General features: G+C 64.6%; 12 protein-coding genes. 9 read left to right on the forward strand and 3 right to left on the reverse strand.

The features are described from left to right. Positions 1 to 13 precede the first annotated feature (13 nt). Positions 14 to 1,465, forward strand: coding sequence for a benzoyl-CoA 2,3-epoxidase subunit BoxB (gene boxB / locus NLM33_RS32325; RefSeq protein WP_254102309.1), 1,452 nt, complete (start codon positions 14 to 16; stop codon positions 1,463 to 1,465). 198 nt (positions 1,466 to 1,663) lie between these two features. Here the strand turns inward: boxB and NLM33_RS32330 are convergent, their stop codons facing one another. From NLM33_RS32330 to NLM33_RS32340, 3 genes are all read right to left on the reverse strand, one after another. Further along, positions 1,664 to 2,473: an SDR family oxidoreductase gene (locus NLM33_RS32330; RefSeq protein ID WP_254102311.1), complete on the reverse strand. Its 810-nt coding sequence runs from the start codon at positions 2,471 to 2,473 to the stop codon at positions 1,664 to 1,666. Between the two features lie 127 nt (positions 2,474 to 2,600). Then, complete coding sequence (locus NLM33_RS32335; RefSeq protein ID WP_254098909.1) at positions 2,601 to 3,542, reverse strand: transposase; 942 nt, start codon at positions 3,540 to 3,542, stop codon at positions 2,601 to 2,603. Between the two features lie 282 nt (positions 3,543 to 3,824). Further along, positions 3,825 to 4,883 (reverse strand): polysaccharide deacetylase family protein, encoded by a 1,059-nt coding sequence (locus NLM33_RS32340; RefSeq protein WP_254102313.1) that lies wholly within the window; start codon positions 4,881 to 4,883, stop codon positions 3,825 to 3,827. Between the two features lie 164 nt (positions 4,884 to 5,047). Here NLM33_RS32340 and NLM33_RS32345 point away from each other — a divergent pair, with 164 nt between their 5' ends. From NLM33_RS32345 to pstB, 8 genes are all read left to right on the forward strand, one after another. Then, positions 5,048 to 6,442, forward strand: a complete 1,395-nt coding sequence (locus NLM33_RS32345) for an OmpA family protein (protein ID WP_254102315.1) — start codon at positions 5,048 to 5,050, stop codon at positions 6,440 to 6,442. A gap of 1 nt (position 6,443) precedes the next feature. Next, positions 6,444 to 6,740 carry a hypothetical protein gene (locus NLM33_RS32350; RefSeq protein ID WP_254102317.1) on the forward strand — a complete coding sequence of 99 codons (297 nt, stop codon included), beginning with the start codon at positions 6,444 to 6,446 and terminating at the stop codon, positions 6,738 to 6,740. Positions 6,741 to 7,213: 473 nt separating this feature from the next. Further along, positions 7,214 to 8,269, forward strand: coding sequence for a lysylphosphatidylglycerol synthase domain-containing protein (locus NLM33_RS32355; protein ID WP_254102319.1), 1,056 nt, complete (start codon positions 7,214 to 7,216; stop codon positions 8,267 to 8,269). A 34-nt stretch (positions 8,270 to 8,303) separates the two neighbouring features. Beyond that, positions 8,304 to 9,602 (forward strand): ATP-binding protein, encoded by a 1,299-nt coding sequence (locus NLM33_RS32360; protein ID WP_254102321.1) that lies wholly within the window; start codon positions 8,304 to 8,306, stop codon positions 9,600 to 9,602. A gap of 142 nt (positions 9,603 to 9,744) precedes the next feature. Further along, the gene (gene pstS, locus NLM33_RS32365; protein ID WP_254102323.1) at positions 9,745 to 10,755 is read left to right on the forward strand and encodes a phosphate ABC transporter substrate-binding protein PstS; all 1,011 of its coding nucleotides are present in this window, start codon (positions 9,745 to 9,747) and stop codon (positions 10,753 to 10,755) included. Positions 10,756 to 10,948: 193 nt separating this feature from the next. Continuing rightward, entirely contained in the window at positions 10,949 to 11,938 is a 990-nt protein-coding gene (gene pstC / locus NLM33_RS32370) for a phosphate ABC transporter permease subunit PstC (RefSeq protein ID WP_254106009.1), read from the forward strand. 1 nt (position 11,939) lies between these two features. Beyond that, positions 11,940 to 12,785, forward strand: a complete 846-nt coding sequence (pstA, locus tag NLM33_RS32375) for a phosphate ABC transporter permease PstA (protein WP_254102325.1) — start codon at positions 11,940 to 11,942, stop codon at positions 12,783 to 12,785. Beyond that, positions 12,782 to 13,600, forward strand: coding sequence for a phosphate ABC transporter ATP-binding protein PstB (pstB, locus tag NLM33_RS32380; RefSeq protein WP_254102327.1), 819 nt, complete (start codon positions 12,782 to 12,784; stop codon positions 13,598 to 13,600). Before pstA ends, pstB begins: the two co-directional genes overlap by 4 nt. Positions 13,601 to 13,604: the final 4 nt, after the last annotated feature.

Consider the following 13,604-nt stretch of genomic DNA (forward strand, 5'->3'; position numbering starts at 1 on the left):
AAGGAGCACGGCCATGAACATGAACATCATGAACGTCGACTACTCGACCAAGATTCCGAACAACGTGAATCTCGCCGAAGACCGCCAGGTGCTCAAAGCCCTGGAAGGCTGGCATCCCGGCTACATGGACTGGTGGAGCGACATGGGCCCGGACGGCTTCCAGGAATCGCTCGTTTACTTACGCACCGCCTATTCGGTCGATCCGCGCGGCTGGGCCAAGTTCGACTATGTGCGCATGCCCGACTATCGCTGGGGCATTCTGCTTGCACCGCAGGAGGAAAACCGCGTCGTGCCATTCGGCGAGCGCTATGGCGAGCCGGCCTGGCAGGAGGTCCCGGGCGAGCATCGCGCGATGCTGCGCCGCCTGATCGTGATTCAGGGCGACACCGAGCCGGCTTCCGTTGAACAGCAGCGTCATCTCGGAAAGACCGCGCCCTCACTCTACGACATGCGCAACCTGTTCCAGGTCAATGTCGAGGAAGGTCGTCACCTCTGGGCGATGGTGTATCTGCTGCAGAAATATTTCGGCCGCGACGGCCGCGAGGAGGCGGACGAATTGTTGCGCCGCCGCTCGGGTGACGCGGATGCGCCGCGCATGCTGGGTGCCTTCAACGAGGCCACGCCCGACTGGCTGTCCTTCTTCATGTTCACCTATTTCACCGACCGCGACGGCAAGATGCAGCTCCACTCGCTGGCGCAGTCGGGTTTCGATCCATTGTCGCGCACCTGCCGCTTCATGCTGACCGAAGAAGCGCATCACATGTTCGTCGGCGAGACCGGCATCACCCGCGTGGTGCAGCGGACCTGCGAGGCGATGAGCGAGGCGGGCATCTCCGATCCGACCGATATTGCCAAGGTGCGCGCGCTCGGCGTCATCGACCTGCCGACCATCCAGAAGAAGCTGAACCTGCACTATTCGCTGTCGCTCGATCTGTTCGGCTCGGAAGTGTCGACCAACGCTGCGAACGCGTTCAACGCCGGCATCAAGGGCCGCTACAAGGAAACCTCGATCGAGGACGATCACCAGCTCAAGAGTGCGACCTACCCCGTCATGAAGTTCGTCGACGGCCAGATCAAGATGGTCGACGAGCCGGCGCTGACCGCGCTCAACATGCGGCTGCGGGACGACTACACCCAGGACTGCGTCAAGGGCATGCTGCGCTGGAACAAGGTGATCTCGACGGCCGGCTATGATTTCAAGCTGTCGGTGCCGCACGTCACCTTCCACCGCCATATCGGCGAGTTCAAGGACGTGCACGCCACGCCCGAGGGCATCCTGATCGACGACGCCACCTGGGCCAAGCGCAGGGACGACTGGCTGCCGTCAACGAACGACGGCGATTTCATCGCCTCCCTGATGAAGCCCGTCACCGAGATCGGCCAGTTCGCCTCCTGGATCTCGCCGCCGAAAGTCGGCATCGACAACAAGCCCGGCGATTTCGAGTATGTGAAGATCGAGTCGTAAGGCGTCAGGGCCTGACGCTGTTGCAACGTTGAATGCTGTCATCACCCGCGAAAACGGGTGATCCGGTATTCCAGAGACGGCGGAGATTCAATGGAGAAGCCGCGGCGTACTGGATGCCCTGGTCAAGCCGGGGCATGACAGCGAGTATGGGGTGAGCGCGCCGCCCGAGCTGCAACCAGCTCGGTAGAAAACCGCTCCTCAGCTATCCAACCCGTCGCCTTTGATCCCCGCATTCGCGTAGACGATGCCGCCATCGACTGCGATGGTCGCGCCGACAACATAATCGCCGGCGCGCGAGGCGAGATAGATCGCTGCGCCCGCCATGTCCTCGTCGGTGCCGATGCGGCCCGCGGGCACGAGTGTTGCGACCTCATCGCCGTGGTCGCGCGCAGCGCGGTTCATATCGGATTTGAACGGGCCGGGCGCGATCGCGGTGACCACGATGTGATCGGGGATCAGCTTGACCGCCATCCGCCGCGTCAGATGGATCAGCCCGGCCTTGCTCGCGGCATAGGAATAGGTCTCCGCCGGATTGACGAAGATGCCGTCGATCGAGGCGATGTTGATCACTTTCGCCGGCCGCTGCGCGGACGCTGCCGCACGCAAGGGGCCGGCAAGCGCCTTGGTCAGGAAGAACGGCGACTTGACGTTCAGGTTCATCACCTTGTCCCAGCCGCTCTCCGGAAATTCGTCGAACTCCGCGCCCCAGGCCGCGCCTGCATTGTTGACGAGGATGTCGAGCCTCTGTTCGCGCTTCTTGATTTCGCCTGCCAGCATCTCGATGCCGGCAAGGCTGGAGATGTCGATCGGCAGCGCGATGCATTCGCCGTCATATTGCGCAGACAGCTCGTTCGCAGTCGCTTCGCAAGCCGCTGCCTTGCGCGCCGTGATGTAGACCTTCGCCGCGCCCTGGCTGAGGAAGCCCGCCGCGATCATCCTGCCGATGCCACGCGACCCGCCGGTGACGAGCGCAACGCGGCCCTTGAGTGAGAAAAGATCTGTGAACATGACGCCTCCCTTGGTTGCCGCTCGTTGTGGGCATGGCGAGGAGGGGAGTCAAGGAAGGCGCCCGAGGAAGTGGGGTGCGACAGCCATCCAACTTACTCAGTGTCGTCCCGGCGAAGGCCGGCAACTGTTATGTCGGCGCGGTCTGCAGGTAGGGCTTCCTGTCGCGCATCATGGCGTTGAGGACGGTTAGGAGCTTCCTGGCGACGGCAATGAGAGCGAGCTTGGCTGGTTTGCCGGCCTGTCGCAGTCGTGCGTAGAAGGCCTTGAACGGATCGGCCCGGCGAACCGCGTTGAGGGCAGCCATGTAGAGGGCGTCACGAACGCGCTTTCGACCGCCGGCGATCTTGCGTTTGCCACGGAAGGCGCCGCTGTCGACGTTGAAGGGGGCAAGGCCCGCGAGTGCCGCGATCTGTTTTGCACCAACACGTCCGAGTTCCGGCATCTTCGCGATGAGCTGCATGCAAGCCACGGGACCCACACCCGGCAGCGAGCGCATCAACTTTGCATCGTCCGCGATCTCCGGCTCGGCCTTGGTCAGCGCCTTGATGTCGGCTTCGATCTCGGCAACCTCGTCGTCGAGAACCTCGATAAGGCGGCTGATCCGTTCGGCCATGGCGCGGTCGTCAGCCTCGCTGCGCCGGTTCTTCTCCTGTGCGCGCATGAGAACCAGCTGATCCCGCCGTTTTGCAAGCCTCGACAAGGCGTTGCGGGCGGGATTGGCGGCCTGCTCAGTTGCCGGCTGCATGACCCGGCCAAAGGCCGCCAGCATCCGTGCATCGATCGGGTCGGTTTTGGCAAGTTGGCCGCTGGCCCGCGCAAAATCGCGAGCTCGAGCCGGATTGATCCGGGCGAAGCGGACACCGGCCTGATCCAGGGCCTCGCGAAGCGCGAGGTCATAGGTACCCGTGGCCTCGAAGACGATCAGCGCATCGCATCGCCAACGCGTCACCTGCTGTGTGATGGCCTGTGCCGCGTTGGCGATGCGCCTGGGCACACCGTCAGCTTCATCAAAGATATCGAGATGTTTTTTGGAGACGTCGATTCCGACGTAACGAAGGGGTATGATCACGGTGCCTGTCCCTGTGATGCGAGGTCTGTTGCCGCAGCCTCGTGCAACTGTTCAGGTTGGTAATGGAACGGGCGGGAGGCCGAGCCGGCTCACGGCGTCAAGCGCCAAGGACCCAACGGCTTCCCGCCCAACCCATCCTGACAGACTTCAAAGACACAGGGACCCATAGCCACAGGAAGTAGTTTGGCGAAGACTCGTCGTCCGGTACTGCTGCCAATTCTTGCGGACAGATCACGCGGTATGGGTCCCGGCCTTCGCCGGGACGACGGATGCAATTGAAACCTAAGCCGCAGCAAACCGACGAAAGCCGTTCCACATTGCTGTGGCTGCGCCCGAGGTGAGCACGGGCAGGATGCGGGCGTCCTGGTAGTTGCCGTTGAGCGAGACGCGCGGCAGCGCGGTCGGGTGGCCGGCATTCTCGGCGAACAGCATGCCCGGGCGCGTGGTCACGGCGGTCTTGAAGCCGCTCGCCGCGGCGAGCGCGAATTCGCGCTCGCCCGCGGCATGGCGGTCGCCATAGGGGTAGGCGAAGTGCTGCACGGGGCGGCCGAGCGCGTGCTCGATCCGCACGCGGCTCACCGCCATCTCCTGCGCGGCGATCTCCTCGTTCTGCTTGGCGAGGTTGCAATGGCTGATGGTGTGGGCGCCGATCGCGACCAGCGGATCGGCAGCCAGCGCCTTCAGCTCGTCCCAGGACAGGCAGAGGCCGCGGCACAGCGCGGCCATGTCGACATCATGCTTCGCGCAGAGCGCCACGATCTCGCGCTCAAGGTCGTGCTCGCCCGGCAATGCGCGCAGCCAGCCATGCAGGCGGTCGAACGCCAAGCACTTCGCGGCCAGGGTCGTGGTGTCGAGCCGGAGCGCGGCATTGCCGATCTGGACCTCGACGTGGCTCGCCTTGGCGATGACGGTCTCGAGCGCGATCCACCACAGCCGCCCGGTGCCTTCGGCGAAATCGCTCGCGACATAGATGGTCGAAGGTGCGTCGAATTCGCGCAGCACAGGGAGCGCAAAATCCCGGTTGTCGCGGTAGCCGTCGTCCAGCGTGAAGGCGGCGAAGCGCCGGGTAAAGCGGCCCTGCACCAGCCGCTCATGCAACCCGTCCATCGAGACGATGTCGATGTCGAGCGAGCGCAAATGGCACAGCGTGGCGCGCAGGAAATCCGGCGTGACCTCGAGGTGCCGGTTGGGCTGGAAGGCATCGTCGCGGGGCGGGCGCACATGGTGCAGCATGAAAATGGCGCCGACGCCGGCGAGCAGCGGCCGCAGCAGGTGGTGCGCCCCGCTGAAATAGAGTGCTTCCAGCCCGACGCGGATGACGTTGTTGCGCAGTTGTTTCATCGAAGGCTGGTTGACCCCGGCAGTCCACAGTCAACCTAGGGGGGAACCCTTGAAGAAAAAGTTAGTCCGGTTGCCCACCCGGAGCCTTCACAAGGCCGCCATTTCCGGTTTGACAGCCCGCCAAGGGTTTGTTTTGTCTCCGGTTCCAGAGTTCGGGTCGTCGAATGCAGAAGCTTTTCAGGTGGGCCAGCAAATGGTGGCCGGGGTTGATCCCTTTGGCCGTCATGTGGGGAATTGCGGCCTGGAATAACACCTTGCCCCTGGAAGCCGACCTGTCCGCGCGCTCCGCCGCCGCGCTCAAGAATACCGTTCTGGACAAGACCCGGATCGCGGTGGCCGGCCGAGACGTCAGCTTTGCCGCCGAAGCGTTCTCGGAGGAGGGCCGCCGGGACGCAGTCATGGCGGTCGAAACAGTGCCGGGCGTACGCCTGGTCGACGACCAGACCCGGCTGGTTCCCGAGGCCAAGCCTTTCGTCTGGAACGCGGAACGGGACGTCGTTCGGGTCACCCTGTCCGGCAGCGCGCCGCTGCCGGGGGTCAAGGGCCGGCTGGTGGAAGTCGCCCGCAAGGACCTCGGCGGCATCGAGGTCGCCGATCAGATGGGGTTGGCGCGCGGCGCGCCGCCGCGCTTCGAGAACGCCGCGATGCTCCTGCTCGACCAGGTCGGCAAGCTCAAGGACGGCAAGATCGCGATCTCCGACACCAATGTCAGCCTCTCCGGCATGGCGCGCGAGCTGGGCGGCCGCGAAGCCATCGCGGCGGCGCTGAAGAACCTGCCCGAGGGTTTTTCGGTCGCGACCAACGACATCAAGGCGCCGCCTTACATCTTTCAGGCCTACAAGGATCCGGTCGCCGCAACTGTGACACTGACCGGCTACGTCCCCGACAACACGATCCACGCGGCCATCGCCACGGCGGCGGGGCGAAAATTCTTCGGCGAGAAGGTCGTCGACAATCTCAAGGCCAGCATCGGCGCGCCTGCTTCGTTCGGCAATTCGGTGGTTGCCGCGCTTGGGGCTCTGTCACGGCTCTCGACCGGCACGCTGGTGGTGACGGATCGCGAGGTGAAGCTGTCGGGCGATGCGCTCTATGAGGGCGCGGCAGCCGATATCCGCGCAGGCCTCGGCAAGGATTTTCCCAAGACCTGGCAGTACAAGCCGGAAATCACCGTGAAGCCCGCCGCAGGTCCGGTCGATGGCACGGTCTGCCAGCAGCTGTTCTCCGAGCTCCTGACCAAGGGCAAGATCCGCTTTGAGCCGAAGCGCGCCACGATCGACCCGGATTCCGCAGGCCTGCTCGATCACCTCATCGAAACGGCGCTGCGCTGCCCGAACGCCACGATCGAGGTCGCCGGCCACACCGATGCCGACGGCGAGGACGCCTTCAACCAGGCGCTGTCGGAGAAGCGCGCCCAGGCCGTGATCGATTATCTCGTCAAGGCGGGGCTTCCGGCCGATCGCTTCACGGCGGTCGGCTATGGCAGCACGCAGCCGGTCGCCGGCAACGATACCGACGAAGGCAAGGCACAAAACCGCCGCATCGAATTTCTGGTGAGATGACATGTCCTTTTTGTTGTCGTTCCATTGGGGTTGGCTGGTCGGGTCGCTGCTGCTCGGGCTGGCGATGGGTTGGATCTCGGTGGTCCAGCGCGGCGACGGCACCTCGAAGGTGCTGGCGCGCTGGCTCGCGGTCCTCGTGGCTGCCCTCGTCGCAGCCTCGCTTGCCCGCGTGGTCCCCGGCCGTTTCGGCTACTGGCTCGACCTCGGCCTTGTCATGTTCGGCTGCTATCTCGTCGGCTGCACCATCGGCGCATGCCTGCGCGACTGGGTGGTCTCGCGCAGCACGCCCGCGGCCTGAGCTTTGTGCTTGCACCCTGCCTATGCACAAGGCGCACTGACTGCCCTGGTGACTGCGCTTTGGGCGCTGCACAGGGCCGCGGCGCTTCGGCGCATGCCAAACCGGGCTCCGCGCCTGCCTATCCACCGCCAATCGCGGGCCCAAAGATTGACGCCGGCTTAAGCCGCGGTGGAACATTGCTCGGGTGAAATCATCAAAACTTCATGGCCCGTACGCAGGATCGCGATACAGATTCGGCAAAGGCCGTCGGGGAAAAGAGCCAAACGGTGCAAGGCAAACGCGGATACCCGCCTAAAATATTGATGAAACGCGTTTTTGTGCTTATTGGCGAATTCCACTCCGGCCCAAAACGCGCTACTGGAGGGTCGGGGGGCATGCGCGAAGCTGGAGCCGGCGCCGAGGGGTTGCCGACTACCTGCACGTCCGCCAGTTCGCCGGCCGCCACGGCCGCGGAAGCGTAGTTCGAGGTCTAGATGCTGGAAGCCATACGCAGGGCAATGTCGTTTCTGCGCCAGAAGCAAATCCTGCATAAGCTTGGCGTCGTGATCAGCGTGACGGTCATCGGCATCGCCTGCTACGTGCTCTACCACATGCTGCGCGGCATCGACTTCAACGAGGTGGTCGAGGCGATCAAGAGCACCGAGCCGAGCCAGATCGCGATGGCGGCGCTGTTCGTGGCCGCTGGCTATTTCACCCTCACCTTCTACGATCTGTTCGCGACGCGCGCGATCGGCCACGCCCATGTGCCCTACCGCATCAATGCGCTTGCGGCCTTCACCAGCTACTCGATCGGCCACAATGTCGGCGCCAGCGTCTTCACCGGCGGCGCGGTGCGCTATCGCATCTACTCGGCCTGGGGCCTTAACGCGATCGACGTCGCCAAGATCTGCTTCCTCGCCGGCCTGACCTTCTGGCTCGGCAACGCCGCGGTGCTTGGCCTCGGGATCAGCTATCATCCCGAAGCTGCGGCCTCGATCGACCAGCTCCCGCCCTGGCTCAACCGGCTGGTCGCCATGGCGATCATCGTCGCGCTGGTCGCCTATGTCGTCTGGGTCTGGACCCAGCCGCGCGTGGTCGGTCGTGGTCCCTGGACGGTGGTGCTGCCGGGCGGGCCGCTGACGTTGCTCCAGATCGCGATCGGCATCGTCGATCTCGGCTTCTGTGCGCTCGCGATGTACGTGCTGGTCCCGGACGAGCCCAATCTCGGCTTCGTCGTGGTCGCTGTGATTTTCGTCTCCGCCACGCTGCTCGGCTTCGCCAGCCACTCCCCCGGCGGGCTCGGCGTATTCGACGCAGCCATGCTGGTCGGGCTGTGGCAGATGGACCGCGAGGAGCTCCTCGGCGGGATGCTGCTGTTCCGCGTCCTCTATTATCTTTCGCCCTTTGTCATATCTGTAATCTTGCTGACGTTTCGAGAGGTCATTATCGGCGCCCGATCGAAACGCCTGCAGCAGGCGGCCCTCAAGCTCGATCCCGGCCCTGCGCGCGAAGCCGCTTATGTGAGAGAGCGCAGCGACAAGAGCGCCTGACCGGCCGACAATTCCTAAGGAGAAGCCTGCCCCGATGGCGATCGACGCCCACCCTTCTCCCTCGGTCCAGCCCTGGTCCGACCGGCTGCGGCATTCTGCGATCATTCTGATCGCGGCGGCGCTGGCGCTGTCGGTGGTGGTCTCGCTCGGGGAATTGTCGGTAACGCGAGCCGTGGCGGTCTTCCTCTGCATCGCGGCGGCGGCGCTGATCCCCTGGCGGCTGCACGATACCGCAGCCTCGCGCGACGACGTCCGCCGCATCCATCCGGTCGATAGCGCGGCGGTGGCCGCGGTGGTCTCGGGCATGCCGGACCCGGCCGTGCTGCTCGACCGCGCCGGTCGCGTCATCCATCTCAATGCCGCCGCAGCTCAGCTTGCGCCGGCGCTGCGCAAGAACGAACTTGCCCAGTTCGCGCTGCGCTCGCCCGAAATCATCATTGCGCTGCGCGAGGCGATCGCGACCAGCGAGCCGCGTCGCGCCGACTATCTCGATCACGTGCCGGTCGATCGCTGGATGGAGTTGATCATCACGCCGGTTCCGGTGCCGACCACGTTCGGCGGCGCCGACAAATGCATGCTGATGACCTTCCACGACCAGACGCCGCTACGCCGGGTCGAGGAGATGCGCGCCGATTTCGTCGCCAATGCCAGCCACGAGCTGCGCACGCCGCTGGCCGCGCTCTCCGGCTTCATCGACACGCTCCAGGGCCAGGCCAAGGATGATCCGAGGGCGCGCGAGCGCTTCCTCGGCATCATGCACACCCAGGCGACCCGCATGGCGCGGCTGATCGACGATCTGTTGTCGCTGTCGCGGGTGGAGTTGTCGGCACATGTGCGGCCTGACACTCTCGTCGATGTCGTGCCGATCATCCGCCAGGTCGCCGACGGGCTCGAACCGCTGGCGCGCGAGCGGCAGGTGGACGTCGAGATCGATCTGCCGGAGACGGCGGTGATGATTGCGGGCGACCGCGAGGAGCTGTTGCGGCTGTTCGAGAACCTGATCGAGAACGCGCTGAAATACGGCGCCTCGGGCGGGCGGGTGATCGTCTCGCTCACCACAGTCACGGCGGCTGACGGCTCGCCGGAAATCCGCGTCATGGTGCGCGACTTCGGGCCTGGAATTGCGCCGGAACACCTGCCACGGCTGACCGAGCGCTTCTACCGGGTCGACGTCGGCGACAGCCGCTCGCAGGGCGGGACGGGCCTCGGATTATCGCTGGTGAAACATATCGTTAACCGGCATCGCGGCCGGCTTTTGATCGAAAGCGTGCCCAAGCAGGGCGCCACTTTCACCGCTTGTTTTCCCCAGGCCAGGCCCCCGGCTTCGAGCTGAAATCAAAGCTATTTCAGTCGCTTAAGCCTGTCATCCGACTGTCACGAAACCTTCGTAAAAGCACTACCGACCGCTCCTAAAGGGGCGGCGCGGGAGCGCGATCGGGCGCGCATGGCGCTTCGCTCCCCCTATGGAGACCAGCATGAATTTCATCAAAACTATCGTCGCTGCTGGCTTGGTGGCCGCATCGACGTCGGCCTTCGCTGCCGACATCACCGGCGCCGGCGCGACCTTCCCGTTCCCGATCTATTCGAAGTGGGCTGACGCCTACAAGAAGGAGACCGGTAACGGTCTGAACTATCAGTCGATCGGCTCCGGCGGCGGCATCAAGCAGATCCAGGCCAAGACCGTGACCTTCGGCGCCAGCGATGCGCCGCTCAAAGCCGAGCAGCTCGAGAAGGACGGCCTCGCTCAGTGGCCGATGGTCATGGGTGCCATCGTTCCCGTGGTCAATATCGAGGGCGTGAAGCCCGGCGAGCTGGTGTTCGACGGCGAGACGCTCGCCAGCATCTATCTCGGCAAGATCACCAAGTGGGATGACGCTGCGATCAAGAAGCTCAATCCGAACGTGAAGCTGCCCTCGGACGCGATCACCGTCGTCCGCCGCTCCGACGGTTCGGGCACCACCTTCAACTTCACCAACTACCTCTCCAAGGCCAGCGCGGACTGGAAGAGCAAGGTCGGCGAGGGCACGGCCGTCGAATGGCCGGTCGGCGTCGGCGCCAAGGGCAACGAGGGCGTGTCGGGCAACATCAGCCAGACCAAGAACTCGATCGGTTATGTCGAGTACGCCTATGCCAAGCAGAACAAGCTGACCTACACCGGTCTCGTCAACAAGGCCGGCAAGCCGGTGCAGCCGACCGTCGAGGCCTTCCAGGCGGCCGCCTCCAACGCCGACTGGGCCAAGGCTCCGGGGTACTACGTCATCCTGACCGACCAGCCCGGCGAGAAGTCCTGGCCGATCACGGCGGCGACCTTCATCCTCATGCACAAGGATGCCACCGACAAGGCGGCCTCGCAGGAAGCCATCAAGTTCTTCCGCTGGGCCTTCAAGAACGGCGGCAAGGCGGCCGAGGAGCTCGACTACATCCCGATGCCCGACAGCGTCGTCCAGCTGATCGAGAAGACCTGGGCTGCCGAGATCAAGAGCTGATCGCAGCGTAACGAAACTCGCGCTCCGGCCCTTTCGGGGCGCGGGTCAAAGATCGACCCCGGAATCCCCTGGGATTCCGGGTCTGGTCCGTCGGACCATCCCCGAATGACGCGGGACAAGGCGTCGACAAGACCGCCTTCATCGGCGGCGTGCAGATGACGTAAAGATACAATAGGGGATCGGCGTGGCAGAGATGGCCGTTCAGAGCGATATTGTCGACGACGCCGGACCATATGATCGCGCCAAGGCCTTGAGCGCGTTCAAGCTCGGCGACATGACCTTCTATTGGATCACGCGGCTCAGCGCGATCTCGGTGCTCCTGATCTTGGGGGGCATCATCCTGTCGCTGATCGTCGGCGCCTTCCCGGCGATGAAAGAATACGGCCTGTCGTTCCTGTGGACGCAGCGGTGGGCGCCCTCGGCCGATCCGCCTGTGCTCGGCGCGCTCGGGCCGATGTACGGCACGCTCGTCACCTCCTTCATCGCGATGCTGATCGCCATTCCCGTCGGGCTCGGCATTGCGATCTTCCTCACCGAGCTCTGCCCGCAATGGCTGCGCCGTCCGATCGGCATGGCGGTCGAGCTGCTCGCCGGCATTCCCTCGATCATCTACGGCATGTGGGGCTTCTTCGTGCTGGGTCCGTTCCTGGCCAACACCTTCCAGCCCTTCATGATCAAGCTGTTCGACGGCGTTCCCGTGCTGGGTGCGATCTTCGCCGGCCCGCCGTCCTATCTCAGCCTGTTCAACGCTGCGCTGATCCTGGCGATCATGGTGCTGCCCTTCATCACCTCGATCTCGGTCGACGTGTTCAAGACCGTGCCGCCGGTCCTGAAGGAAGCCGCCTACGGCGTCGGCTGCACCACCTGGGAAGTCGTCCGCAGCGTGGTGATCCCCTATACGCGCGTCGGCATCATCGGCGGCGTCATGCTGGCGCTGGGCCGCGCGCTCGGCGAGACCATGGCGGTGACCTTCATCATCGGCAACTCCTTCCGGATCTCGTCCTCGATCTTCGCGCCGGGCACCACGATCTCGGCGGCGATCGCGAGCGAGTTCGCCGAAAGCGACGGCCTGCACCAGTCCGGCCTGATCCTGCTCGGCCTCCTGCTGTTCGTGCTGACGTTCTTCGTGCTCGCGGGCGCACGGCTGATGCTGCTCCGTCTGGAAAAGAAGGCGGGGAAATAACATGAACCCGATTTACGCACGCCGCCGCCGCAAGGACATCGTCGTCCGCGGTCTCTGCATCGCCGCCGCGGCCTTCGGCGTCACCTGGCTGGCGCTGATCCTGATGACGCTGCTCTACAACGGCGTGGCCGGTCTGAATCTGGAGCTCTTCGCCGCGGACACGCCCCCTCCGGGCTCGACCGAAGGCGGCCTGCGCAACGCGATCATCGGTTCGATCATCATGACGGTGATCGGCGTCGGCATCGGCGCGCCGCTCGGCCTGTTCGCCGGCACCTATCTCGCCGAGTACGGCCGCAACGACAAGCTGACCTCGGTGATCCGCTTCATCAACGACATCCTCTTGTCGGCACCCTCGATCATCATCGGCCTGTTCATCTATGGCGCGGTGGTGGTGCCGATGCGCGGCTTCTCGGCGATCGCAGGCTCTCTCGCACTCGCCGTCATCGTGATCCCGGTGGTGCTGCGCACGACTGAGGACATGCTTCTGCTGGTGCCGAACGCGCTGCGCGAGGCGGCTTCCGCGCTGGGCCTGCCGCGCTCGCTGGTGATCAAGCGGATCGCCTACCGCGCGGCGCGCTCCGGCCTCATCACCGGTGTGCTGCTGGCGACCGCTCGCGTCGCCGGCGAGACCGCGCCGCTGCTGTTCACCGCGCTGTCGAACCAGTTCTTCAGCCTCAGCCTGAACAAGACGATGGCGAACCTGCCGGTCACCATCAACAATTTCGTGCAGAGCCCCTACGCCTACTGGAAGCAACTGGCCTGGAGCGGGGCGCTTCTGATCACCCTGACCGTGCTTGCCCTGAACATTGGCGCGCGCATTCTTGGCGCCGAGAGGACTGCAAAATGAGCGATCTGTCCGTTTCCGTAAGTTCCACCGGGCGTCAGGCGTCGCCGACACTGCCCGAGGCTCCGGCCAAGGTGACGGTGCGCAACCTCAACTTCTATTACGGCGAGCACCACGCGCTGAAGAACATCAACCTGACGCTCGGCACCAACCGTGTCACGGCGTTCATCGGCCCGTCCGGCTGCGGCAAGTCGACCCTGCTGCGCATCTTCAACCGGATGTACGACCTCTATCCGGGCCAGCGCGCCACCGGTCAGCTCATGCTCGACCAGACCAACATCCTCGACCCCAGGCTCGACCTCAACCTGCTGCGGGCCCGGGTCGGGATGGTGTTCCAGAAGCCGACGCCGTTCCCGATGACGATCTACGAGAACATCGCCTTCGGCATCCGCCTCTATGAGAAGATCTCGAAGTCCGAGATGGACGACCGGGTCGAGAAGGCGCTGCGCGGCGGCGCGCTGTGGAACGAGGTCAAGGACAAGCTCAACGCGTCGGGCCTGTCGCTTTCCGGCGGCCAGCAGCAGCGCCTCTGCATCGCCCGCACCGTGGCGGTGCGTCCCGAGGTGATCCTGTTCGACGAGCCCTGCTCGGCGCTCGATCCGATCTCGACCGCCAAGGTCGAGGAGCTGATCCAGGAGCTCGCCGAGGACTACACGATCGCGATCGTCACCCATAACATGCAGCAGGCGGCGCGCGTCTCCGACAAGACCGCCTTCATGTATCTCGGCGAGCTGATCGAGTTCGACGAGACCAGCAAGATCTTCACGTCGCCCAGCGACCGGCGCACACAGGACTACATCACCGGCCGCTTCGGCTGAGGAG

It is taken from the genome of Bradyrhizobium sp. CCGUVB1N3, assembly GCF_024199925.1.
In the GTDB taxonomy this organism is placed as follows: domain Bacteria; phylum Pseudomonadota; class Alphaproteobacteria; order Rhizobiales; family Xanthobacteraceae; genus Bradyrhizobium.

Coding starts and splice junctions, on each gene's coding strand:
- boxB (WP_254102309.1), top strand. CDS start 14: ATGAACATGAACATCATGAACGTCGACTACTCGACCAAGATTCCGAAC.
- NLM33_RS32330 (WP_254102311.1), bottom strand. CDS start 2,473: ATGTTCACAGATCTTTTCTCACTCAAGGGCCGCGTTGCGCTCGTCACC.
- NLM33_RS32340 (WP_254102313.1), bottom strand. CDS start 4,883: ATGAAACAACTGCGCAACAACGTCATCCGCGTCGGGCTGGAAGCACTC.
- NLM33_RS32345 (WP_254102315.1), top strand. CDS start 5,048: ATGCAGAAGCTTTTCAGGTGGGCCAGCAAATGGTGGCCGGGGTTGATC.
- NLM33_RS32350 (WP_254102317.1), top strand. CDS start 6,444: ATGTCCTTTTTGTTGTCGTTCCATTGGGGTTGGCTGGTCGGGTCGCTG.
- NLM33_RS32355 (WP_254102319.1), top strand. CDS start 7,214: ATGCTGGAAGCCATACGCAGGGCAATGTCGTTTCTGCGCCAGAAGCAA.
- NLM33_RS32360 (WP_254102321.1), top strand. CDS start 8,304: ATGGCGATCGACGCCCACCCTTCTCCCTCGGTCCAGCCCTGGTCCGAC.
- pstS (WP_254102323.1), top strand. CDS start 9,745: ATGAATTTCATCAAAACTATCGTCGCTGCTGGCTTGGTGGCCGCATCG.
- pstC (WP_254106009.1), top strand. CDS start 10,949: ATGGCCGTTCAGAGCGATATTGTCGACGACGCCGGACCATATGATCGC.
- pstA (WP_254102325.1), top strand. CDS start 11,940: ATGAACCCGATTTACGCACGCCGCCGCCGCAAGGACATCGTCGTCCGC.
- pstB (WP_254102327.1), top strand. CDS start 12,782: ATGAGCGATCTGTCCGTTTCCGTAAGTTCCACCGGGCGTCAGGCGTCG.